Annotated in this window: 19 protein-coding genes and 1 pseudogene; 15 read left to right on the top strand and 5 right to left on the bottom strand. The window is 73.4% G+C overall.

Features of this window, described 5'->3' with window-relative positions; translation table 11 throughout:
- Positions 1 to 30: 30 nt before the first annotated feature.
- From ABZX40_RS12590 to ABZX40_RS12625, 8 genes are all read left to right on the top strand, one after another.
- On the top strand, positions 31 to 1,350 hold the full coding sequence (locus ABZX40_RS12590; RefSeq protein ID WP_355732237.1) for a sugar ABC transporter substrate-binding protein: 1,320 nt from the start codon (positions 31 to 33) through the stop codon (positions 1,348 to 1,350).
- Between the two features lie 11 nt (positions 1,351 to 1,361).
- Positions 1,362 to 2,363 (top strand): sugar ABC transporter permease, encoded by a 1,002-nt coding sequence (locus tag ABZX40_RS12595; RefSeq protein ID WP_355732235.1) that lies wholly within the window; start codon positions 1,362 to 1,364, stop codon positions 2,361 to 2,363.
- 64 nt (positions 2,364 to 2,427) lie between these two features.
- Positions 2,428 to 3,267: a carbohydrate ABC transporter permease gene (locus tag ABZX40_RS12600; RefSeq protein WP_355732692.1), complete on the top strand. Its 840-nt coding sequence runs from the start codon at positions 2,428 to 2,430 to the stop codon at positions 3,265 to 3,267.
- Between the two features lie 23 nt (positions 3,268 to 3,290).
- Positions 3,291 to 4,664, top strand: a complete 1,374-nt coding sequence (locus tag ABZX40_RS12605; RefSeq protein WP_355732233.1) for a GH1 family beta-glucosidase — start codon at positions 3,291 to 3,293, stop codon at positions 4,662 to 4,664.
- Positions 4,665 to 4,898: 234 nt separating this feature from the next.
- Positions 4,899 to 5,429, top strand: a complete 531-nt coding sequence (locus tag ABZX40_RS12610; RefSeq protein ID WP_355732231.1) for a GNAT family N-acetyltransferase — start codon at positions 4,899 to 4,901, stop codon at positions 5,427 to 5,429.
- An 8-nt stretch (positions 5,430 to 5,437) separates the two neighbouring features.
- Positions 5,438 to 6,961 carry an ABC transporter substrate-binding protein gene (locus ABZX40_RS12615; RefSeq protein ID WP_355732229.1) on the top strand — a complete coding sequence of 508 codons (1,524 nt, stop codon included), beginning with the start codon at positions 5,438 to 5,440 and terminating at the stop codon, positions 6,959 to 6,961.
- 11 nt (positions 6,962 to 6,972) lie between these two features.
- Positions 6,973 to 8,688 carry an ABC transporter permease subunit gene (locus ABZX40_RS12620; protein WP_355732227.1) on the top strand — a complete coding sequence of 572 codons (1,716 nt, stop codon included), beginning with the start codon at positions 6,973 to 6,975 and terminating at the stop codon, positions 8,686 to 8,688.
- Positions 8,685 to 9,845, top strand: a complete 1,161-nt coding sequence (locus tag ABZX40_RS12625) for an MFS transporter (protein WP_355732225.1) — start codon at positions 8,685 to 8,687, stop codon at positions 9,843 to 9,845. The genes ABZX40_RS12620 and ABZX40_RS12625 overlap by 4 nt, the downstream gene beginning before the upstream one ends.
- A 143-nt stretch (positions 9,846 to 9,988) precedes the next feature.
- Here ABZX40_RS12625 and ABZX40_RS12630 read toward each other — a convergent pair whose 3' ends face one another.
- Positions 9,989 to 10,882 (bottom strand): CDP-alcohol phosphatidyltransferase family protein, encoded by an 894-nt coding sequence (locus ABZX40_RS12630; protein WP_355732223.1) that lies wholly within the window; start codon positions 10,880 to 10,882, stop codon positions 9,989 to 9,991.
- Between the two features lie 106 nt (positions 10,883 to 10,988).
- On the opposite strand from ABZX40_RS12630, the gene ABZX40_RS12635 reads away from it, so the two are divergent.
- From ABZX40_RS12635 to ABZX40_RS12655, 5 genes and pseudogenes are all read left to right on the top strand, one after another.
- Entirely contained in the window at positions 10,989 to 11,972 is a 984-nt protein-coding gene (locus tag ABZX40_RS12635; RefSeq protein WP_355732221.1) for a zinc-binding alcohol dehydrogenase, read from the top strand.
- 102 nt (positions 11,973 to 12,074) lie between these two features.
- Positions 12,075 to 12,473, top strand: a complete 399-nt coding sequence (locus tag ABZX40_RS12640; protein WP_355732219.1) for a 6-carboxytetrahydropterin synthase — start codon at positions 12,075 to 12,077, stop codon at positions 12,471 to 12,473.
- Between the two features lie 146 nt (positions 12,474 to 12,619).
- Positions 12,620 to 13,726 carry a glycosyltransferase family 4 protein gene (locus tag ABZX40_RS12645; protein ID WP_355732689.1) on the top strand — a complete coding sequence of 369 codons (1,107 nt, stop codon included), beginning with the start codon at positions 12,620 to 12,622 and terminating at the stop codon, positions 13,724 to 13,726.
- On the top strand, positions 13,723 to 14,574 hold the full coding sequence (locus ABZX40_RS12650; protein WP_355732217.1) for a class I SAM-dependent methyltransferase: 852 nt from the start codon (positions 13,723 to 13,725) through the stop codon (positions 14,572 to 14,574). The genes ABZX40_RS12645 and ABZX40_RS12650 overlap by 4 nt, the downstream gene beginning before the upstream one ends.
- A pseudogene (locus ABZX40_RS12655) lies at positions 14,571 to 15,500 on the top strand (lysylphosphatidylglycerol synthase transmembrane domain-containing protein); the annotation flags it as partial. The gene ABZX40_RS12650 and the pseudogene ABZX40_RS12655, both read left to right, overlap by 4 nt.
- Positions 15,501 to 15,649: 149 nt before the next feature.
- On the opposite strand, the gene ABZX40_RS12660 reads toward ABZX40_RS12655, so the two are convergent.
- The gene (locus tag ABZX40_RS12660; RefSeq protein ID WP_355732686.1) at positions 15,650 to 16,366 is read right to left on the bottom strand and encodes a creatininase family protein; all 717 of its coding nucleotides are present in this window, start codon (positions 16,364 to 16,366) and stop codon (positions 15,650 to 15,652) included.
- A gap of 162 nt (positions 16,367 to 16,528) precedes the next feature.
- Between ABZX40_RS12660 and ribA the strand changes: the two genes are divergently transcribed.
- Entirely contained in the window at positions 16,529 to 17,188 is a 660-nt protein-coding gene (gene ribA, locus ABZX40_RS12665; RefSeq protein WP_355732215.1) for a GTP cyclohydrolase II, read from the top strand.
- Between the two features lie 71 nt (positions 17,189 to 17,259).
- On the opposite strand, the gene ABZX40_RS12670 is transcribed toward ribA, so the two are convergent.
- The gene (locus ABZX40_RS12670; RefSeq protein WP_355732214.1) at positions 17,260 to 18,492 is read right to left on the bottom strand and encodes a serine hydrolase domain-containing protein; all 1,233 of its coding nucleotides are present in this window, start codon (positions 18,490 to 18,492) and stop codon (positions 17,260 to 17,262) included.
- A 254-nt stretch (positions 18,493 to 18,746) separates the two neighbouring features.
- Here ABZX40_RS12670 and ABZX40_RS12675 point away from each other — a divergent pair, with 254 nt between their 5' ends.
- The gene (locus ABZX40_RS12675) at positions 18,747 to 19,196 is read left to right on the top strand and encodes a PPOX class F420-dependent oxidoreductase (RefSeq protein WP_355732213.1); all 450 of its coding nucleotides are present in this window, start codon (positions 18,747 to 18,749) and stop codon (positions 19,194 to 19,196) included.
- A gap of 10 nt (positions 19,197 to 19,206) precedes the next feature.
- On the opposite strand, the gene ABZX40_RS12680 is transcribed toward ABZX40_RS12675, so the two are convergent.
- Both ABZX40_RS12680 and gnd read right to left on the bottom strand, forming a co-directional pair.
- On the bottom strand, positions 19,207 to 20,670 hold the full coding sequence (locus ABZX40_RS12680; RefSeq protein WP_355732211.1) for a membrane-associated oxidoreductase: 1,464 nt from the start codon (positions 20,668 to 20,670) through the stop codon (positions 19,207 to 19,209).
- A gap of 90 nt (positions 20,671 to 20,760) precedes the next feature.
- Entirely contained in the window at positions 20,761 to 21,657 is an 897-nt protein-coding gene (gene gnd / locus ABZX40_RS12685) for a phosphogluconate dehydrogenase (NAD(+)-dependent, decarboxylating) (protein WP_355732209.1), read from the bottom strand.
- Between the last annotated feature and the right edge of the window lie 97 nt (positions 21,658 to 21,754).

Here is a 21,754-nt window from a genome sequence, read left to right on the forward strand (position 1 = left end):
CCATGATGGCCTCCCGAAGGGACCCCCTGCATGCGCAGCATCCGAGCCGCGGCCGTAGGCGCCGTCACCATGTCACTCGCGCTTGCCGCCTCGGCCTGTGGGGGTGGGTCCTCGACCGATGGCGGGGGGTCCAACGACTCCCCGAAGACCCTCACCTACTGGGCCTCGAACCAGGGCGCCAGCATCGAGGTCGACAAGGACGTGCTCCAGCCCGAGCTGGACAAGTTCGAGGAGCAGACCGGCATCAAGGTCGAGCTGGAGGTCGTCCCCTGGTCGGATCTGCTGAACCGGATCCTCACCGCCACCACCTCCGGTCAGGGCCCGGACGTGCTGAACATCGGCAACACCTGGAGCGCCTCCCTCCAGGCGACCGGCGCGCTGCTGCCCTGGGACCAGGCCACCTTGGACAAGATCGGCGGCAAGGACCGCTTCGTGGACTCCGCGCTCGGCTCCACCGGTGCCGAGGGCCAGGACCCGGCCGCCGTGCCGCTGTACTCGATGGCGTACGCGCTCTACTACAACAAGCAACTGTTCGCGGACGCCGGGATCACCGAGCCGCCCACCACCTGGGACGAGCTGGTCGCCGACGGCAAGAAGCTCAGCGGGGACGGGAAATGGGGCCTCGCCGTCGAGGGCTCCAACCCTTCCGAGAACATCCACCACGCCGTCGTCTTCGTGAAACAGCACGGCGCCGACTTCTTCACCGCCGACGGCAAGCCCGACTTCACCTCCGACGCCGCCGTCACCGGCGTCAAGCAGTTCGTCGACCTGATGGCCAAGGACGAGATCGTCGCCCCCGGCAACGCCGAGTACGCGCAGAACCAGTCCGTCAGCGACTTCGCCAAGGGCAAGACGGCCATGCTGCTCTGGCAGTCCGCCTCGGCCAACCTGAAGTCGCAGGGGATGAGCGAGGAGGACTACGGGGTCGCCCCCGTGCCCGTCCAGACCGGGACCCCCGGTACCGGGACCGGCGTCAACTCCATGGTCATGGGCATCAACCTGGCCGTCTTCAAGAACAGCGACAACCTCGACGGCGCCACCGAGTTCGTGAAGTTCATGACCAGCGACGCCGAGCAGAAGATCCTCAACACCGCCTACAGCTCCATCCCGCCGGTCAAGGGCGCCCAGGCCGACGCCGCCTTCTCCACCGACGCCAACGCGGTCCTCAAGGACACCCTCGCGGGCAGCGCCGTCGCCGCGCCGCAGGTGCCCGACGAGTCCCAGTTCGAGACCGCCGTCGGCACCGCCATCAAGGATCTGTTCGCCGATGCCGCCGCCGGGCGCCCGGTGACCGAGGACTCGGTGAAGGCGGCGCTGGAGAAGGCCCAGCAGCAGATGCCGACGGCGTGAGCGCAAACCACGTGACCACCACCACTGCCTCGGCCCAGGCAGGGGAGAGCGCGGTGCGCGAGTCCCCGCCCGGAACGGCGCCCCGCCCGCGCCGCTCCGGGCGGCTCAGGCGCGTCTGTCTGCCGTATCTCCTGCTGCTGCCCGCGCTGCTGCTGGAACTGCTGGTCCATCTGGTGCCGATGGTCATCGGCATCGTGATGAGCTTCAAGGAACTCACCCAGTTCTACATCCGCGACTGGGGCACGGCCCCCTGGACCGCCCTCGACAACTACGCGATGTCGGTGGACTTCGACGCCCCCGTCGGCGAGGCCCTGCTCCGCTCCTTCCTCACCACCTGCCTCTTCACCGTGCTGTCGGTCGGCCTGTGCTGGCTGATCGGCACCGCCGCCGCCGTCTTCATGCAGGACACCTTCCGCGGCCGGGGCCTGCTGCGCGCCCTGTTCCTGGTGCCCTACGCGCTGCCCGTCTACGCGGCCGTCATCACCTGGGTGTTCATGTTCCAGCACGACAACGGGCTGGTGAACCATGTCCTGCACGACCAGCTCGGCATCACCGACGAGCCGTCCTTCTGGCTGATCGGCGACAACAGCTTCTACGCCCTGCTGACCGTCTCGGTGTGGAAGGGCTGGCCGTTCGCGTTCCTGATCGTGATGGCCGGGCTCCAGAACATCCCGCGCGATCTGTACGAGGCCGCAGCCCTCGACGGCGCCGGGCTGTGGCAGCAGATCCGCCGGATCACCCTGCCCTCGCTGCGCCCGGTCAACCAGGTGCTGGTGCTGGTGCTGTTCCTGTGGACGTTCAACGATTTCAACACGCCCTATGTGATGTTCGGCAAGTCCGCGCCGGAGGCCGCCGACCTCATCTCCGTCCACATCTACCAGGCGTCCTTCGTCACCTGGAACTTCGGCACCGGCTCCGCCATGTCCGTACTGCTGCTGCTCTTCCTGCTGCTGGTGACCGGCGTCCATCTGTGGCTCACCTCGCGTGGACGGAGGAACACCGCCGATGTCTGACACACCCGGCAACGCCCTGGCGACCCGGAGCCGCTCCCCGAGGGCGGCCCCGCCCCGCTCCCCGATGGCCCCGCCCCGCTCCTTCCTCTGGTCCCGGCGGATCTTCCTCACCCTGCTCACCGGCTTCGTGCTGCTGCCCGTCTATGTGATGGTCTCCAGCTCGCTCAAGCCGCTCGCCGATGTCACCGGACAGTTCCGCTGGCTGCCCAGCGGGCTGACCGTCCGCCCGTACATCGACATCTGGTCGACCGTGCCGCTCGCCCGGTACTTCCTGAACTCCCTCATCGTGGCGGGCGCGGCGACCGTCTGCTCGGTCGTCATCGCGGTGTTCGCCGCCTACGCCGTCAGCCGCTACCGCTTCCGCGGCAAGCGGATCTTCACGGTCACCGTGCTGTCCACCCAGATGTTCCCCGGCATCCTCTTCCTCCTCCCGCTCTTCCTGATCTACGTCAATATCGGCAACGCCACCGGGATCGCCCTGTTCGGCTCGCGCGGCGGGCTGATCCTGACGTATCTCACCTTCTCGCTGCCGTTCTCGATCTGGATGCTCATCGGGTACTTCGACTCGGTGCCCCGCGATCTGGACGAGGCGGCCCTCGTGGACGGCTGCGGGCCGCTCGGCGCGCTGTTCCGGGTCGTCGTCCCGGCCGCCGTGCCCGGCATCGTCGCGGTCGCCGTCTACGCCTTCATGACCGCCTGGGGCGAAGTGCTGTTCGCCTCGGTCATGACCAACGACACCACCCGCACCCTGGCCGTCGGCCTCCAGGGCTACTCCACCCTCAACGACGTCTACTGGAATCAGATCATGGCCGCGTCGCTGGTCGTGAGCGTGCCCGTGGTCGCCGGATTCCTGCTTCTCCAGCGCTATCTCGTCACCGGTCTGACGGCGGGGGCCGTCAAGTGACCGACACTCCCGAAGGGACTTCCGTGTCCGAACGTTTCGACCGCATCGACCTCGCCGCCCTCCCGCACGACTTCCTGTGGGGCACGGCCACATCGGCGTACCAGATCGAGGGGGCCGTGGCGGAGGACGGCAGGTCGCCGTCGATCTGGGACACCTTCTCGCACACCCCGGGGAAGATCGACAACGACGACCACGGTGATGTCGCCGCCGACCACTACCACCGCTGGCGCGAGGACATCGACCTGATGCGACGGCTCGGCACCAACGCCTACCGGCTGTCCCTCGCCTGGCCCCGGGTGGTGCCCGGCGGCGACGGCCCGGTGGGCGCCAAGGGCCTCGCCTTCTACGACGAGCTGATCGACGGGCTGCTCGCCGCCGGGATCACCCCCTCCGTCACCCTCTACCACTGGGATCTGCCGCAGGTGCTCCAGGACCGCGGCGGCTGGCCCGAGCGCGCCACCGCCGAGCACTTCGCCGCGTACGCCTCCGCCGTCGCCGAGCGGCTCGGGGACCGGGTCACCCACTGGACCACCCTCAACGAGCCTCTCTGCTCCGCCTGGATCGGCCATCTGGAGGGCAAGATGGCCCCCGGCTGGACCGATCTCACCGCCGCCGTCCGCGCCTCCTTCCACCTTCTCCTCGGCCACGGCCTCGCCGCCCAGGCCATCCGCGCGGCCGTGCCCGGCGCCCAGGTCGGCATCGTCAACAACCTCTCCACCGTCCTGCCCGCCTCCGACCGCGCCGAGGACCTCGCCGCCGCCCGCCGTATGGACGGCCACACCAACCGCTGGTGGCTCGACCCGGTGCACGGCCGCGGCTTCCCGGCCGACATGCGCGAGGTCTACGGCGTCGACCTGCCCGAACGCCCCGGCGACCTGGAGACCATCGCCCAGCCGCTGGACTGGCTGGGCCTGAACTACTACTTCCCGCAGACCGTCGCCGACGACCCCGCCGCCCCCGCCCCCCAGGTCGACACCGTCCGCCGCGGCGGCGTCCCGCGCACCGGCATGGACTGGGAGGTCGACGCGGGCGGCATCGAGACACTGCTGCTCCGCCTCACCGAGGAGTACGGCGCCCGCAGGCTGTACGTCACCGAGAACGGCTCGGCCTACCCGGACGTGATCCGCCCCGACGGCACCATCGACGACCCCGAGCGCCAGGAGTACCTGGTCCAGCATCTCGCCGCCTGCGCCTCCGCCGCCCGCAAGGGCGCCCCGCTGGCCGGCTACTTCGCCTGGTCGCTGCTCGACAACTTCGAGTGGGCCTACGGCTACGACAAGCGCTTCGGCCTGGTCCATGTCGACTACGCCACCCAGCGCCGCACGATCAAGGGTTCCGGCCACCGCTACGCCGACCTCATCCGCGCCCACCGGGGCCGGGCGGCCGAGGCGGCGTAGACCCTCCGGGCCGCACCGGTCCCTCGCCGGTTCCCCATCGATTCCCCATCGGTTCCCCGCCGGGGGCGAGACCCCTGATGGCCGGTCGACCGACGCGCGCAGAGCAGGCCGGGCGCCCCACCGCCCGGCTCGGCTCCCTCCCCTGATGCCGGCCCCTGATGGCCGTCGCTTGATACCGGCCCTTGATGCCAGCCCCCTGATCAGCCCATTTACCCTGTTGCGTACGATGTGCAGGTGTGTGAGTTCATCATCAGGACGGCAAGGCCGCAGGACGTGGACGGGGCGCGGGCGGTCATGCTCGACACCGTCTACCGCGACTTCGGCTCCGGATACGTGCCCCGCTGGCACGCCGACATCATCGACCCGGCCGCCGCCTACCTCGCCCCCGACCGCCACACCCTCCTCGTCGCGCTGGACGCCGACGGCGAGGTGATCGGCACCGGGGCGCTGGACTCGCGCGGCCCCCTGCACCCGCCCAACCCGGCACACCTCGCCGCGCGCTACCCGTCCGGCCCGACCGCGCAACTGCGCCGGATCTACGTCCGCCCCGGGCACCGGCGGCGCGGGATCGCCCGTCGGCTGGTCACCGCCCTGCTGGAGTTCGCGGCCGGACACGGCTACCGGGCGGTGTATCTGCACACCGACCCGGCCGTACCCGGCGCCGAGGCGTTCTGGCGCTCGCTCGGCCGGGCCGTGCACGACGAACGGGACGATCCCGGCGGCGGACAGGGCATCATCCACTTCGAGATACCGATCGGCCGGTAGCCACCACCATGCGTTCCCCTTTCTCCTCCGTTCCTCCGTTCCGCCCCCGGCTGCTCGCCCCGCTGCTGATCACCCCCCTGCTGGCCGGCTGCTTCTCCGCAGGCCCCGGTGAGGACACCACCGGCGACCGCGCCGACGGCTCCCGGCTGCGGATCGCCCTCGCCTTCCCGCCCGCCGAGCAGCTCTCCCCGTACGGCGCCGACGCCACCATCCTCAGCCGCCTCGGTGTCACCGAGGGACTGACCGCGCTGGACGCCGACGGCACCGCCGTCCCCGCGCTGGCCACCGGCTGGACCCGGGAGAACGACCGCACCTGGGAGTTCACCCTGCGTGAGGCCGTCTTCCAGGACGGCGGCGAGGTCACCCCGGCCGCCGTCGCCGCCGCCCTCGGCCACGCCGCCCGGGCCGAGCCGCGGCCCGCCGCCCTGACCGGCGTCACCCTCACCGCCACCGCCCGGGGCGACCGCGCGGTACGGATCACCACCGGCGCCCCCGACCCCGTCCTCCCGCTGCGGCTGGCCAGCCCCAACCTCGGGATCCTGTCGGCGAAGGCGTACTCCGGCGACACCGGCGACCCGGTCGATCCCGTCGGCACCGCCACCGGACCCTTCGAGCTGACCGAGGTGTCCGGCGCCACCTCCGCCACCCTGCGCCGCAACGACGACCACTGGGGCGACCCCGCCCGCGCCGCCGGGATCGACGTCCGCTTCATCGCCGACGGCACCGCCCGCGCCGCCGCCCTGCGCACCGGGCAGGTCGACATCGCCGAGGCGATCCCGGTCGCCCAGGCCGCCACCCTGGACGAGGGGACGGTCCGCGAGACCGCCACCACCCGCACCACCAACCTGCTCCTCAACAGCACCACCGGCGCCTTCCGCGACCCGGGCCTGCGGGCCGCCGCCCGCGCCGCCGTCGACACCGCCGCCCTCACCGACGGTGTCTACGAGGGCCACGCCGACCCCGGCGCCGGGGTCTACGGGCCCGCCGTCAGCTGGGCGGGGGAGCGGCGGCAGCAGCCGACCGGACGGGCCGACGCCAAGGACCCGGACGGCACTGCCATCACCCTGGCCACCTACGACAACCGGCCCGAGCTGCCCGAGGCCGCCCAGGTCCTCAAGCAGCAGCTGGAGGAGGCCGGGTTCCGGGTCACCCTCGATGTGCGCGAGTACTCACGCATCGAGAGCGACGCCCTCGCCGGGAAGTTCGACGCGTTCGTCCTCGCCCGCAACAGCCTGGTCGACACCGGCGACCCGGTCGCCATCCTCGCCTCCGACTACTCCTGCGACGGCGGCTACAACCTCGCCCACCTCTGCGACCGGGGCGTGGATCAGGCCATCGCCGAGGCCGAGGGCATCGCCGACACCGAGCGGCGCCGGGACGCCACCATGACCGCCGAGGCCCGCCTCATGGCCACCGACGCCGTGATCCCCCTCGTCCACCAGCGGATCATCACCGGCGTCGGCGAGAGCGTGCGCGAGGTCCGCCTCGACCCCTACGAGCGCACCCTCGTCACCCCCGCCACCCGGCGCTGACGGGCCCACCCATGCGACCTACGGCCGGCCCGCTGCTCTGGCGTGCCCTGCTCGCCGCGCTGCTGCTCGCCCTGGTCGGCCTGCTGCCCTGGCTCGCCCGCACCGACCCCGCCCGCACGGTGCTCCGGGCGCGCGCCGCCGACCGCGACCCCACCCCGGAGGCGCTCGCCGCCGTCCGGGCGGAACTGGGACTGGACCGGGGCCCGCTGCGGCTGCTCGGCGACTGGCTCACCGGCCTGCCGCGCGGCGACGCCGGACGCTCCTGGATCTCCGGCACCGAGGTCGCCCCGGCCGTCCTCCAGGCGCTCGGCGTCTCCCTGCTGCTGACCGCCGTCGCCCTCGCCGTCGCCGCGCTCACCGCCGCCCTGGTCTGCGCCCGCACCCTGCGCACCGGCGGCCGGGGCGGGCGCGGCGGCAGCGGATCGGCGGTGCTCGCCGCGCTGCCCGAGTTCCTCACCGCGTCCGTGCTGGCCACCGTCGTCGGCGTCCAGCTCGGCTGGCTCCCCGCCCTCGGCTGGTACGGCCCCCAGTACACCCTGCTGCCCGGCCTCGCCCTCGGACTGTCCGCCGGGGCGGTCCTCGGCCGGCTGCTGGACGATCTGCTGCCCGGCGCCTTCGCCGAACCCTGGGCGCAGGCCGCCGCCGCCCGGGGCATACCGGCGCGGCGCATCGCCCGCCAGGCGGTCCGCCGCACCCTGCCCGCGCTGCTGCCCAACGCCGGACTGTTCGTCGTCGGCCTCACCGGCGGCGCGGTCGCCGTGGAGCAGATCTTCGACATCCCCGGTCTCGGCCGGACGACCCTCCAGGCGGCGCTGGCCCAGGACCTCCCGGTGCTCCAGGCAGGCACCCTCGCCCTGGTCCTGCTCGCCGCCTGCGCCACCGGCGCCGCCCACCTGCTGGCCCGCCTGCTGACCGGGCCCGCCCTGGCCGACGGCGCCCTGCCCACCCTGCACCGCCGCCCGCCCGAGCCCCGGACCGTCCTGCCCTGGGTGCTCGCCGCCACGCTGCTCACCGTCATCGCCGCCGGGCTGCCCCGCGACCCCCTCGCCCTCGACACCGGACAGCGGCTGCGGCCCCCCTCCTGGTCCCACCCGTTCGGCACCGACGCCCTCGGCCGCGATCTGCTCGCCCGGGTCGCCCACGGCGCCCTCGACACCCTGCTGCTCGCCCTCGCCCTCACCGCCGCCAGCCTGGTCGCCGGGGTCGTCCTCGGGCTGCTGCCCCGGCTGTCCGGCCCGGTCGCCGACACCGTCAACGCCGTACCGCCCGTCCTCGGCGCCCTCCTCGTCACCGCGCTCGCCGGGCGCGGCCCCGGCACCCCCGCCCTCGCCGTGGCCGCCGTCGCCTGGGCGCCGCTGGCCACCCACACCGCCGCCCTGCTCGCCCAGGAGCGCGCCGCCCTGCATCTCACCGCCACCCGCGCCCTCGGCGCCGGACCCTGGTACCTGCTCCGGCACGAACTGCTCCCCGCGATCGTCCCGCCGGTCACCCGCCACGCCCTGCTCCGCCTCCCCGGTATCGCCCTCACCCTCGCCTCCCTCGCCTTCCTCGGCCTCGGCGCCCAGCCGCCGAACCCCGAATGGGGCCTGCTCCTCGCCGAGAACCAGCCCTACGCCGAGCGCGCCCCCTGGGCCGTCCTCGCCCCCGCCGCCGTCCTCGCCCTGCTCGGCGCCCTCGCGGTGAGCACGGCGGGCGGCGTACGACGGCCCCGGCGCCGGACACGATGAGCGGGAGAGCCCGGCCCGCACCCCTGTCTCCCCTCCTGCGGCTGCTGATCCTCACCCAGCTCGCCTTCAACCTCGGCTTCTTCGCCGTGCTGCCGTTCCTCGCCGCGCATCTCGGCGGGGCGGTCGGGATGGCGGGCTGGCTGGTGGGGCTGGTCCTCGGGCTGCGCACCTTCAGCCAGCAGGGACTGTTCGTGGTCGGCGGCGCGCTCGCCTGGCTGGGGTTCGCCGAACGGACCTGGGCGGTGATCGGCGCGGTACTGCTGACCGGGTTCGCCGCCGCGCTGTTCTCCCCGGCCGTCGAGTCCGAGGTGACCCGGCAGGCGGTGCGATGGGAGACGGCCGGGCACGGCCCCCGCACCCGGGTGCTCGCGCTGTTCACGGTCGCCGGGCAGGCGGGCGCGTTCATCGGGCCGCTGCTGGGCGCGCTGCTGCTCGGGGTCGGCTTCCGCACGGTCTGTCTCGCCGGGGCGGGGGTGTTCGTGCTGGTGCTGGCGGGACATCTGTGGCTGCTGCCGCAGCGCGTCCCCGGCCGGGAACCGGTCCGCCCGCGCGGCGGTACGGGCACGCTGCTGCGCAACCGGCGCTTCCTCGCCCTGTGCTGTGCCTACGGGGCCTGTCTGCTCGCCTACAACCAGCTGTATCTGGCGCTGCCCGCCGAGGTGGAGCGGGCCGCCGGTTCCCAGCAGCCGCTGGCCTGGCTGTTCGCGCTGTTCTCGCTGCTGGTGGTGGCCGCGCAGCTGCCGGTGACCCGGTGGGCGGGGGAGCGGCTCGCGCCGCGCGCGGCGATGGCGGCGGGGCTGGCGCTGATCGCGGCCGGGTTCGCGGTGGTCGCCCTCGCGCGGCCCGCCGGGTGGACCGGGGTGGCGGGGCTGCTGCCCGGCGCCGGGTTCGTGGTGCTGCTGACCCTCGGCCAGATGCTGGTCGTGCCCGCCGCCCGGGGGTGCGTCCCCGACCTCGCCGAGGACGGGCGGCTGGGGCTCTACACCGGGGCGCTGTCCTCGGTGTCCGGGCTGATCGTGCTGGCCGGGAGCGCGGTCACCGGGCTGCTCCTGGACGCGGGACTGCCGGTGGCGGTGCCGTGGCTGGCACTGGCGGCGGTGCCGCTGGGGGCGGTGCTGGTGCTGCCGCGCGGGGGGCGGCCCGCGGAGCGGAACTGACAGCTCGTCAGCCCGCTAGTCCGTCAGCCGGCTAGTCCGTCAGCCCGTCAGTCCGTGAGGCCATCAGCCCGTAAGCCCGTAAGCCCGTAAGCCTGTCAGCCTGTCAGCCCGTGAGCCCATCAGCCCGTCAGTCCGTGAGGCCATCAGCCCGCCACCGGCTCCAGTACCACCCGACCTTCCTCCCGCATCACCCGTCCCTCCTCCCGCATCACCCGTCCCTCCTCCCGCATCACCCGTCCCTCCTCCCGCAGCACCCGTCCCTCCTCCACCGCGACCCGCACCGCCACCGGCGTCACGCGCCGGGTCCGCCGGGACGTCCGCCAGAGCCAGCGCACATCCCGTCCGAACGACCACACCAGCAGCGCCAGGGCCAGGCCCACGACCACCGCGTTCGCCGCGTGCGGCAGCACCCCCGCGCCCGCGACCAGCAGCAGCACCCCTTGCAGCGCGGCCACCGTCTTGCGGGCCGTGCTCGGCGGCAGCGGCGCGGTCAGCCACGGCCACAGCCGGGCGGCGGCGACGAACACGTACCGCATCCCGCCGATCAGGAGCACCCATGGACCCAGTGACATCGCGACATACACGCTCAGCACCAGGATCAGGAACGCGTCCACCTCCATGTCGAAGCGGGCGCCCAGCGCCGAGGAGGTGCCGGTGCGGCGGGCCACCTTGCCGTCGACCCCGTCCAGGATCAGCGCGACCGCCGTCAGACCGACGAGCAGGGTGACCGGCGGCGCCGACCGGAACGAGTCCGCGACCAGCGCCGTCACCCCGCCGACCAGGGTGGCACGGCCCAGGGTGACCCGGTTGGCCGGACCGAACCGGCTCAGCCGCGAGCGGCGCAGCGCCACCGACAGCACCGCCCACAGGGCGACCGCGAAGACCAGCCCGCTCAGCCAGCCCACCGGACCCAGCCCGATCGCCGTGCCGAGCAGCGCCAGCAACAGCAGCTGCGCCCCCGCGCCGACCGCGGGTTCCTGGAAAACCGGCCGGGTCCTGGGACAGGTCCTGGCTCCAAGGGCGTTGTTCAGGGCCACCGCGCATCCTCCGGCCGTGTGACAGAGTCGTTCGTCGCCGCGTACTGTGCGCGGCCTGTGCACACCAGGTACGTGAACAGCTTCCCGATGGTTCAGGGGGATCCGGATGAACCGCTCCGCGCACGCGTTCTGGCTCGCCCGGCCGGGTGAGGGCGAGATCCGCCAGGTCACCCTCCCGGAGCCGGGCCCCGGCGAGGTCGTGGTCCGCGCCCGCTACTCCGGGATCAGCCGCGGCACCGAGACCCTCGTCTTCCGCGGCGGCGTCCCCGCCAACCAGCGCACCACCATGCGCGCCCCCTTCCAGGAGGGCGACTTCCCGGCCCCGGTCAAGTACGGCTACCTCAGCGTCGGCACGGTCGAGGAGGGCCCGGACACCCTGGTCGGCCGGACCGTCTTCTGCCTCTACCCGCACCAGACGCGCTACGTCGTCCCCGCCGCCGCCGTCACCCCCGTACCGGAGTCGGTGCCCGCCGCGCGGGCCGTGCTCGCCGGGACCGTGGAGACCGCGGTGAACGCGCTGTGGGACGCGGCGCCGCTGATCGGCGACCGGATCACGGTGGTCGGCGGCGGCATGGTCGGCTGCTCGGTGGCCGCCCTGCTGGCCCGCTTCCCCGGCGTCCACGTGCAGCTCGTCGACGCCGACCCGGCGCGCGCGGCCACCGCCGCCGCCCTCGGCGTGGAGTTCGCCGCCTCCGAGGACGCCCTCGGCGACCGCGATCTCGTCGTCCACGCCAGCGCCACCGAGCAGGGACTGACCCGCGCGCTCGAACTCCTCGCCCCCGAGGGCACCGTCCTCGAACTGAGCTGGTACGGCGACCGCCGGGTGAGTCTGCCGCTCGGCGAAGCCTTCCATTCCCGTCGGCTGGTCGTCCGCAGCAGCCAGGTCGGCACCGTCTCCCCGGCCCGCCGCGCCAGCCGCAGCTACGCCGACCGGCTCGCCCTCGCCCTCGATCTGCTCACCGATCCGGCGCTGGACGCGCTGATCACCGGAGAGTGCGCGTTCGCGGAACTCCCCGTGGTCATGCCGCTGCTGGCCTCCGGCCGGACCCCGGCCCTGTGCCACCGGGTCCGCCACCCTCCGGTGACCTGACCCGTCCGGCGGTGAACGGTCGGTGCCGGACAGCCGTATTACCGGGTGTCCGGGTCCCGTCACCCGGATGGATCCCGTGTCCGGTACCAGGAGGGTCGCCCGTTGTTCAGTGTCACCGTCCGTGATCACATCATGATCGCCCACAGCTTCCACGGTGAGGTGTTCGGCCCGGCGCAGCGTCTGCACGGAGCGACCTTCCTGGTGGACGCCACCTTCCGGCGGGAGCAGCTGGACGACGACAACATCGTCGTCGACATGGGCCTCGCCGCCCGGGAACTCGGCGCCGTCACCGGCGAGTTGAACTACCGCAACCTCGACAACGAACCCGACTTCGCGGGCGTCAACACCTCCACCGAGTTCCTGGCGAAGGTGATCGCCGACCGGCTCGCCGAACGCGTCCACCGGGGCGCCCTGGGCGAGGGCGCCCGCGGCCTCACCGCCCTCTCCGTCACCCTGCACGAGTCGCATGTCGCCTGGGCGAGTTACGAGCGTGCCCTGTGACCGACGTGACGCTCCTCCCCGTCCCTGTCCCCGCTTCCGACTCCGTCCCCGCCTCCGTCCTCGCCCCCGTCCCCGTCCCCGCCTCCGTCCCCGCCCCCGAATCCGTCCCCGCCACGGCCGCCCCGCCCGCTCCCCGCGACGGCGGGATCATCCCCATGTCCCTGCGCACCGTGCACTTCGTGATGCCGGCCGGCGTCGACGACCCCGCCGCCCCGAGCGGCGGCAACGCCTACGACCGCCGGATCTGCCTCGACCTGCCCGGCTTCGGCTGGCGGGTCCGGCGGCACCTGGTCGCCGGTGCCTGGCCGCGCCCCGGCCGGGACGCCCGCGCCGAACTCGCCGGGCTCCTCGCCGCCCTGCCCGACGGGGCGGTCGTCCTGCTGGACGGCCTGGTCGCCTGCGGGGTCCCCGAGACCGTCCTCCCCGAGGCCGACCGGCTCCGGCTCGCCGTCCTGGTCCATCTCCCGCTCGGCGACGAGACGGGCCTCGGCCCCGAGGCCGCCGGGGAACTCGACACCCGTGAACGCGCCCTGCTGCGCGGGGTCCCCGCGGTGATCGCCACCAGCGATTGGGCCGCCCGCCGCCTCGTCGCCCACCACGGCCTCGCCCCCGACCGGGTCCATGTCGCCACCCCCGGCGCCGACATCGCCCCCCTCGCCTCCGGCACCGATGGCGTCTCCCGCCTGCTGTGCGTGGCCGCCGTGACCCCCCGCAAGGGCCAGCACCGGCTGGTGGAGGCCCTCGCCCGGGTCGCCGAACTGCCCTGGTCCTGCGTCTGCGTGGGCGCCCTCACCCAGGACCCGGCCTACGTCGACCGGCTCCGCGCCCTCATCGCCCGGCACGGCCTCACCGACCGCGTCGAACTCGCCGGCCCCCGCACCGGCGCCGCCCTCGACGCCAGCTACGCCACCGCCGACCTGATGGTCCTCACCTCGTACGCCGAGACCTACGGCATGGCCGTCACGGAGGCGCTCGCGCGCGGTGTCCCGGTGCTGGCGACCGATGTCGGCGGCCTCCCGGAGGCGGTCGGGCGGGCCCCCGACGGCGGGGTCCCCGGCATCCTCGTCCCGCCGGAGGACCCGGCCGCGCTCGCCGCCGAACTGCGCGGCTGGTTCGGCGAGCCGGACGTCCGCCGCCGCCTCAAGGCCGCCGCCCGGGGCCGCCGGGCCGCCCTGGACGGCTGGGCCTCCACCGCCAAGTCCCTGGCGGGCGTACTGAGTCGGCTGCCCGGCGAACCCAGGAGGGCGGCATGACCGACACGGACACCACCCTCCCGGGCGCGGGCCCCGAAGGACCGCCGCGCTACGCCCCCGAGTGGCTGGAACTGCGCGAGCCCGCCGACGCCGCCGCCCGCTCCACCGACCTGCTCGACCCCCTGCGCGCCCGGCTCGGCCCGGGGAGCGGGCTGGTCGTCCACGACCTGGGCTGCGGCACCGGCTCCATGGGCCGCTGGCTCGCCCCCCGCCTCGACGGCCCCCAGCACTGGGTCCTGCACGACCGCGACCCGTATCTCCTGCGCTTCGCCGCCGCCGGTGCCCCCCGCTCGGCCGCCGACGGCAGCGAGGTGACGGTCGAGACCCGCCGGGGGGATGTGTCCCGGCTGACCCCGGACGCCCTCGACGGCGCGTCCCTCGTCACCGCCTCGGCCCTGCTGGACGTCCTCACCGCCGACGAGATCGACACCCTCGCCGCCGCCTGCACCGGCGCCGGCTGCCCGGCCCTGCTCACCCTCTCCGTCGCGGGCCGCGTCGACCTCGCCCCCGCGCACCCCCTGGACGGCGAACTCACCGAGGCGTTCAACGCCCACCAGCGCCGCACCGGCCTGCTCGGCCCGGACGCGGTCACCGCGGCGTGCGAGGCGTTCTCCCGCCGGGGCGCCACGGTCCACATCCGCCCGAGCCCCTGGCACCTGGGCCCCACCCAGGCGGCCCTGACGACCCAATGGCTAAGAGGCTGGGTAGCGGCAGCGGCAGAACAATCCCCCCACCTCCACCCCCAGGCAACGACCTACCTCCAAACCCGCCTGCCCCACCCACCCCGAGCCACCATCCACCACACCGACCTCCTGGCCCTCCCCAGCAAGACAGGCCGCACCTCATGACGGGCCCGACGACAACGCCCCCAAAGGGGCGCGGGGAACTGCGCACCCAGCCACAACGCACCCGCACACACCCACCCACCCCCCAGGGGCGCGGGGAACTGCGCAAAAACCCCCCACCCACCCGCACCCTCAAACTCACCCTCCCCCCCACCCTCAAAAAACACCTCGGCACAGCCGCCGGCACGGCGATCCTCACCCTCCTCGCCCTCAACCTCGGCACCTCCGCCTTCACCGACGGAGTCCACCGCATCACCGCCCCCGCCCTCACCACCGCCCTGGCCCTAGGCGCCCTCACCACCCTCCTCAGCGCCTACCGCTGGCACCTGGTCGCCCGCGCCCTCACCCTCCACCTCCCCCTCGCCCCGGCCGTCGCCGACTACTACCGCGCCCTGTTCCTCAACGCGGCCCTCCCCGGCGGTGTCCTCGGCGATGTCGACCGCGCCGTCCGCCACGGCCGCACCCACGGCGACCTGGCCCGCGGCATCCGCTCCGTCGTCCTGGAGCGCACCGCCGGTCAACTCGCCCTCGCCGTCACCGGAACCGCCGTACTCCTCACCCTCCCGTCCCCCGTCCAGCAGCAGACCCGCCAGCTGGCCCTGTTCCTCCTGATCGGCACCGCGGGCACCGCCGCCGTCCTGGTGGCCCTCGGCATCAACCGCCCCCGCCCCTGGCTCACCGAGGCGCGCGCGGCGCTGCTGTCCCGCCGCAACGGCCCCGGCGTGGCCGTCACCTCGCTCCTCGTCCTCGCGGGCCACCTCGCACTGTTCGTCGTCGCGGCGCGCGTCGCCGGGGTCACCGCCCCGGTGCTCACCCTGCTGCCACTGGCGATGCTCGCCCTGCTCGCGATGAGCGTCCCGCTGAACGTCGGAGGCTGGGGCCCGCGCGAGGGCGTCACCGCCTGGGCCTTCTCCGCCGCCGGCCTCGGCGCGGGCAGCGGCCTGACGACGGCGGTGGTGTACGGAGTCCTCAGCTTCGCCGCGAGCCTGCCCGGCGCGCTCGTCCTCCTGACCCGCACGGCGACCGCACTGCGCACCCGAATCCGCATCCGTATCCGCACACGACGGCGGGCCGCCGCCTACCCCTCATCCCCGAGCAGCGCCGCATACGCCCCGAAGGATTCCGTGAGGCTCGCCAGCAGTTCCTTCCCCTTTTCCGCGGACCCCAGGGAAGGACGGCCGATGACCCCCGAATCGGTATAGCCGGACATACCGAGAGTCAGCAGATGCCGCCGGTCGTCCCGGATGAAATCGGCGCTCTCATATCCGGGCCTGACCATATCCGGATGAGCGTGCAGAAGGATGGAGGTCTCTATTTCCCCCGCGTGCATATCGGTGAGCAGCGAGGTCTCCACCCCGGCCCGCTCCAGCGCCCGTTCCCAGTCCTCGGCGGCCGGGAAAAGCGCCATCCGTTCCCCGCGCGCGGAGGCTTCCTGGACCACGTTGCCCAGGACATAGTTCCCCCCGTGGCCGTTCACCACCACCAGGGCGTCGACCCCCGAGCGCCGCAGCGAGTCGGCGATGTCCCGGACGACCGCGTGCAGGGTCACGGCGGAGATGCTCACCGTCCCTGGCCAGGCGGCGTGCTCGTGGGAGCAGGAGATCGTCACCGGAGGAAGGAGGTGCACCGGGTACGCGGCGGCGAGTTCGCGGGCCACGGCACAGGCGACCAGCGTGTCGGTCGCCAGCGGCAGAAAGCGGCCGTGCTGCTCGAAACTCCCCACCGGCAGCACCGCGATCTGGGTGGCCACGCAGGCGCCACGGCGCCGTACCTCCTCCGTGGTGTCCACCGGCAGCGGACCACTCGCGGTCTCGGCCCCTGCCCCTGCCCCGGCCGCGACCCCGGTCCCGCTCGCCGAGCGTATTGCCGAATCACCCATCATTTCCCGGCCCTTCGTCCCGCATTGTCTCGCTTCAGTCCCTGCCCAGGAATCCCAGGAATCCTTAGGAACCAGATCATGACAGAGAACATCGGCGTACTCGGCAAGAAGTCCCCGCAGCGGACCGGCGTGGAACGCATGGTGAATGCCCCGCTGCCCACGGTGTACGGGAAATTCCAGGCGGTCGGCTATCTCGACCACGACCGGGGCGAGGAGCAAGTGGCCCTGGTGCACGGCGAACCGGGCGCCGAGAACGTTCTGACCCGGCTGCACTCGGAGTGCCTGACCGGTGACGCCTTCGGCTCCCAGCACTGCGAGTGCGGCGATCAGCTCGCCTCGGCACTGCGCGCGGTCGTGGTCGCGGGCGGCGGGGTCGTCGTCTACCTCAGAGGCCATGAGGGCCGCGGCATAGGACTGCTGGGCAAGCTGCGGGCGATGGCGCTCCAGGCGGAGGGCCTGGACACCGTGGAGGCCAATCTCGCCCTCGGGCTGCCGGTCGACGCCCGCGACTACGGGGTGGCCGCCGAGATCCTGCGCGATCTCGGCGTCCGCTCGGTACGGCTGCTCTCCAACAACCCGCGCAAGCGCGAGGCCCTCGTCCGGCACGACATCCAGGTCACCGAGCAGGTCCCGCTGCTCATCCCGCCGTGCGAGAGCAACATCACCTATCTGCGCACCAAGCGGGAGCGGCTGGACCACCATCTGCCCCATCTGGACGCGGCGGCCCACTGGTCATGACCGCCGGACGCGAGGGCCCACGGGGTCACGCCACGCCCCCTGCCCGACTCCCCTCGCTCTCCCCCCCCGCCCTACTCCAGCACCGCCTCGTGCACCAGCCGCTTCAGGTCCGGGAAGATCGTGTGGGAGGCGCGCGGCCGGAGCTGGGTGTAGAACTGCACGGTCAGATCGCGGCCCGGGTCGACGAAGAACGTCGTGGTGGCCGCCCCGGTCCAGCCGTACGTCCCCGGCCCGGCGGGGGCCCTGGTGCGGGCCGGGTCGATCACCACCGAGACGCCCAGACCGAAGCCGAGGCCCTCGTTGCCGGGTTCGTCATGGGCGGGGCGGCTGCCGAAGGCGCGCAGATCGGCGCCGCCGGGGAGCTGGTTGGCGGTCATCAGGGCGACGGTCGCGGGCGACAGCAGCCGTACGCCGTCCAGTTCCCCGCGGCGGCGCAGCAGTTCCATGAACCGGTGGATGTCATGGGCGCCCGCGACCATGCCGCCGCTGCCGGAGAGGAACCGGGGGCGGCCCTTGAGGGGCAGCCCGGCGATCGGCTCGATGCCGTCGCCGTCGGCGCGGTCGCCGTACAGCTCCGCGAGCCGGAGCGCTTGCCCGGGGTCGACCTCGAAACCGGCGTCGGCCATGCCGAGGGGGCGGAACAGCCGCTCGGCGAGGAAGACATCGAGGGGCTGCCCGGACACCACCTCGATGACCCGGCCGAGCACATTGCTGGCGACGGAGTAGTTCCACTGGGTGCCCGGCTCGAACTGGAGGGGCAGCCCGGCGTAGACGGCGACGGTCTGTTCAAGGTCGGCGCCCGGCGGCACGGACGACTCCAGACCGGCGGCGAGATAGAGCGCGTCGACGGGGTGGGTGCGGTAGAAGGCGAAGGTCAGGCCCGCGGTGTGGGTGAGGAGATGCCGGAGCAGAATCGGTTGCTCAGGAGGGCGGGTCCGCAGGGTGTCCCCCGAACCGCCCGCGTACACCCGGGTGTCGGCGAAGACGGGCAGATGGCGGGCGACCGGGTCGTCCAGGGAGAGCCGGCCCTCCTCCATCAGCATCAGCACGGCGACGGCGGTGACCGGCTTGGTCATGGAGTAGATCCGCCACAGGGTGTCGGGCTCGACCGGCAGTCCGGCCGCGAGGTCCCGGCCGCCGTGCGCGGTGAGATGGGCGACCCGGCCGCCCCGGGCGACGGACACCAGGAACCCGGGCAGCCGCCTCTCGTCCACGAGATGCGCGAAATGCTGGTCGAGCCGGTCCAGTGCCTTCGCGTCCAGCCCCACCTCGACCGGGTCGACCTCTTGCCGCAGTCCTGCCATCGCGCGCTCCTCAGCTTTCTTACGACGGAGTGCGGGTCGATATACCCCCGCCTCCGCGAACTCAGCCCTCATCGTCGCGCAGAACCGCATGTGGGGGCGGGTGGAAGGACGGGATCCGGGGTGTGGCGCCGGTTACTGCCGTACGGGTGACCGGCGTTGTGCACCACTGGCTCCGCCCTTCCCGGCCGCCCGCCATCCCGGTGAACCCCGCCCGATCCGGGAATGGCCCTCCGCCCCGACCCGTTGGACCGGTCATGACTGAACAGGACGCGACCGAGACGACGGACGACGCGCTGCACCGGCTGCTCGCCGAGGAGCGCGGCGGGGTGCTGGTCACCCTCAAGCGCGACGGCCGGCCCCAGCTGTCCAATGTGGTGCACGCCTACGACCCCGAGGAGCGGGTCATCCGGATCTCGGTCACCGACGACCGGGCGAAGACCCGCAACGCCCGCCGTGACCCCCGGGTCTCCTACCACGTCACCAGCGCCGACCGCTGGGCCTACGCCGTCGCCGAGGGCACCGCCGAGCTGACCCCGGTCGCCGCGGACCCCGCCGACGCCACCGTCGACGAACTGGTCCGCCTCTACCGGGGCCTCTCCGGGGAGCATCCCGACTGGGACGACTACCGCGCGGCGATGGTCCGGGACCGGCGCCTGGTCCTGCGGATCCCGGTCGAGCGGGTCTACGGCATGCCCCGGAGCTGAGCCCCCTGGATCATGGCCGGTTGACGATCCGGGCCACGCCCGCGACGACCGTGGACGCCAGCACCCAGCCCGCCAGCACCAGGACGTAGGACAGTTTCTGGTACCAGCCGTCGGGGGCGAACGCGGACTCCTGGCCGAAGGAGATCACCGGCAGCAGCAGATCGAGGGTGTAGAAGACGGGGTCGAAGCCGGGCGCCTCGGCGGGCTTCAGCGGGCGCGGCGGGTGCAGCCCGAAGACCAGGGAGCCGACCGCGACCAGGGAGAGCAGCCAGCCACCGGCCCGCAGCGGCCGGAACCCGTACCCGACGGTGATGTCCTGGACCACGCCCCACGCCCGGCCGTACCAGGACAGGGTGGTCCGGCGGCGGCGCTGCTTGGCGAGCTGCACCCGCCGGGCCGCGTCCTCGTCGCCGATCCGGCGGTAGGCGGCCGTCAGCTGCTCATAGGCGTAGGGGACATAGCCGTCGCCGTCGCGCTCCAGCAGGGGCAGACGGCGGGCGGCGGGTTCGTTGGGGATCAGGGAGGTGTAGACCAGGCTCTCCAGATGGACCGTGCCCGGCAGTTTGTCCGGCTCCAGGAACAGCACGTCGACCTGGGTGTGCCGCAGGCTGACCCGGCCGTCGACCGGCGGCCCGGCGCGCAGCCAGAGCTGCCCGATCACCGCGCTGGCCGCCCGCAGCACGGTGTCCCCGGGGTGGGCGAGATCGATGGACGACAGATCCAGGCGGCCGGTGATCCGGGCGCCGCGCAGCCCGATCCAGCCGCGCACCCGGGCCCGCTTGACGATCAGGTCGCCGTCGACGGTGATCTTCTGGGCGTCCAGGGCGAGCCCGGAGGGCGGGTCGAGGCGGGCCTCGGAGAGGTCGATGCCGCCGCCGACGGTGGCCCCGTTGAGCCGTATCTCGCCGGTCGCGCGCAGTCCCGGCGCCCACAGGTCCTCGCCGATGGTGGCCTGGTTGAGCCGGAGGGCGGGCTTGGCGGGATCCTGCGAGGTGAGGGACGCCCGCGCCAGGAAGAGCGCGCCGCCGAGCTGGGCGCCGACCAGCTGGATCCGTCCGCGCATCCGGATGTCCGACAGCTGGAGCAGCCCCTCGACCCGCACACTGCCGAGGTCGAGCGCGGGCAGCGAGGAGCCGCGCAGGCTCAGCCGCCGCAGCTGGGCGCCGTAGAGGTCGGGCGGGTCGGTGAAGTGACAGCGGCTCAGCCGGATCGGGGTGTCCAGCACGGCGTGCGTCAGATCCAGCGGGCCGGTGATCCGGGCCCCGGCCACCCGCAGCGCCGGAACCTCGCCGTCCTCCTGGGGCCCGCTCACCAGCAGCGCCTTCAGCACCGAGGCCCGCAGGGTCCGTTCCGGGCCCCAGTCGGCGCCGTCCTCGGCGTTCTCGCCCGGCGCGGCCCGGAAGTCCACGGTCGCGCCCCGGGGGAAGGCCCGCCACACCCGCTGTTCGGCCGCCGTCAGATCGTTGATCTCCATCGCAGGCCGACTCTGACCCGAGGGCGGAGCCCTGTCAACCAGGCGTGGGCGGGGCGGGGTTGAGCGATCCGGACCCCCGCCCCGGTGCCGCTACTTCTCCGGCTTCCCGCCCCCCTTGGACTCCACCGCGTGGCCGCCGAACTGGTTGCGCAGCGCCGCGATCATCTTCATCTGCGGGGAGTCGTCCTGCCGGGAGGCGAACCGGGCGAACAGCGACGCGGTGATCGCCGGGAGCGGTACGGCGTGGTCGATCGCCGCCTCCACGGTCCACCGGCCCTCCCCGGAGTCCTCGGCGTAGCCGCGCAGCTTGTCCAGATGCTCATCGGCGTCGAGGGCGTTGACCGCGAGGTCCAGCAGCCAGGAGCGGATCACCGTACCGTCCTGCCAGGAGCGGAACACCTCCCGGACGTTGTCCACCGAACCGGCGCTCTCCAGCAGCTCCCAGCCCTCCGCGTACGCCTGCATCATGGCGTACTCGATCCCGTTGTGGACCATCTTGGAGAAGTGCCCGGCGCCCACCTTGCCCGCGTGGACATAGCCGTAGGGGCCGTCCGGCTTGAGCGCCTCGAAGACCGGCTGGAGCCGCTCCACATGCTCCTTCTCGCCGCCGACCATCAGCGCGTAGCCGTTCTCCAGGCCCCACACCCCGCCGGAGACCCCGGCGTCCACGAAGCCGATGCCCCGGGCGGCCAGTTCGGCGGCGTGCTTCTCGTCGTCCGTCCAGCGGGAGTTCCCGCCGTCGACCACCACGTCCCCGGGCTCCAGCAGCCCGGCCAGCTCGTCGACGGTGGACTGGGTGGCGGCCCCCGCCGGGACCATCACCCACACCGTGCGCGGTGCCTCCAGGGCCCCGACCAGCGCGGCCAGGCTGCCGACATCGGTGACCTCGGGATTGCGGTCGTAGCCGATGACGGTGTGGCCCGCGCGGCGGATCCGCTCGCGCATGTTGCCGCCCATCTTGCCCAGACCGATCAGACCCAGCTGCATGTCAGTTCGCTTTCCGTGAGTTCCCGCAGTTCCGTGCGTTCCATCAGTTCGGTTCGGTGGTGCGGTGGGGTGGGGTGGGGTCGGGTCCGGTGGTGCG

Origin of the sequence: Streptomyces sp. NPDC004610, from assembly GCF_040609715.1 — a bacterium.
Classification (GTDB): domain Bacteria; phylum Actinomycetota; class Actinomycetes; order Streptomycetales; family Streptomycetaceae; genus Streptomyces.

Excerpts from the sequence above, each read along its gene's own strand:
- ABZX40_RS12615 (WP_355732229.1), top strand. The coding sequence starts at position 5,438 with ATGCGTTCCCCTTTCTCCTCCGTTCCTCCGTTCCGCCCCCGGCTGCTC.
- ABZX40_RS12650 (WP_355732217.1), top strand. The coding sequence starts at position 13,723 with ATGACCGACACGGACACCACCCTCCCGGGCGCGGGCCCCGAAGGACCG.
- ABZX40_RS12590 (WP_355732237.1), top strand. The coding sequence starts at position 31 with ATGCGCAGCATCCGAGCCGCGGCCGTAGGCGCCGTCACCATGTCACTC.
- ABZX40_RS12625 (WP_355732225.1), top strand. The coding sequence starts at position 8,685 with ATGAGCGGGAGAGCCCGGCCCGCACCCCTGTCTCCCCTCCTGCGGCTG.
- gnd (WP_355732209.1), bottom strand. The coding sequence starts at position 21,657 with ATGCAGCTGGGTCTGATCGGTCTGGGCAAGATGGGCGGCAACATGCGC.
- ABZX40_RS12635 (WP_355732221.1), top strand. The coding sequence starts at position 10,989 with ATGAACCGCTCCGCGCACGCGTTCTGGCTCGCCCGGCCGGGTGAGGGC.
- ABZX40_RS12620 (WP_355732227.1), top strand. The coding sequence starts at position 6,973 with ATGCGACCTACGGCCGGCCCGCTGCTCTGGCGTGCCCTGCTCGCCGCG.
- ABZX40_RS12600 (WP_355732692.1), top strand. The coding sequence starts at position 2,428 with ATGGCCCCGCCCCGCTCCTTCCTCTGGTCCCGGCGGATCTTCCTCACC.
- ribA (WP_355732215.1), top strand. The coding sequence starts at position 16,529 with ATGACAGAGAACATCGGCGTACTCGGCAAGAAGTCCCCGCAGCGGACC.
- ABZX40_RS12670 (WP_355732214.1), bottom strand. The coding sequence starts at position 18,492 with ATGGCAGGACTGCGGCAAGAGGTCGACCCGGTCGAGGTGGGGCTGGAC.
- ABZX40_RS12675 (WP_355732213.1), top strand. The coding sequence starts at position 18,747 with ATGACTGAACAGGACGCGACCGAGACGACGGACGACGCGCTGCACCGG.
- ABZX40_RS12680 (WP_355732211.1), bottom strand. The coding sequence starts at position 20,670 with ATGGAGATCAACGATCTGACGGCGGCCGAACAGCGGGTGTGGCGGGCC.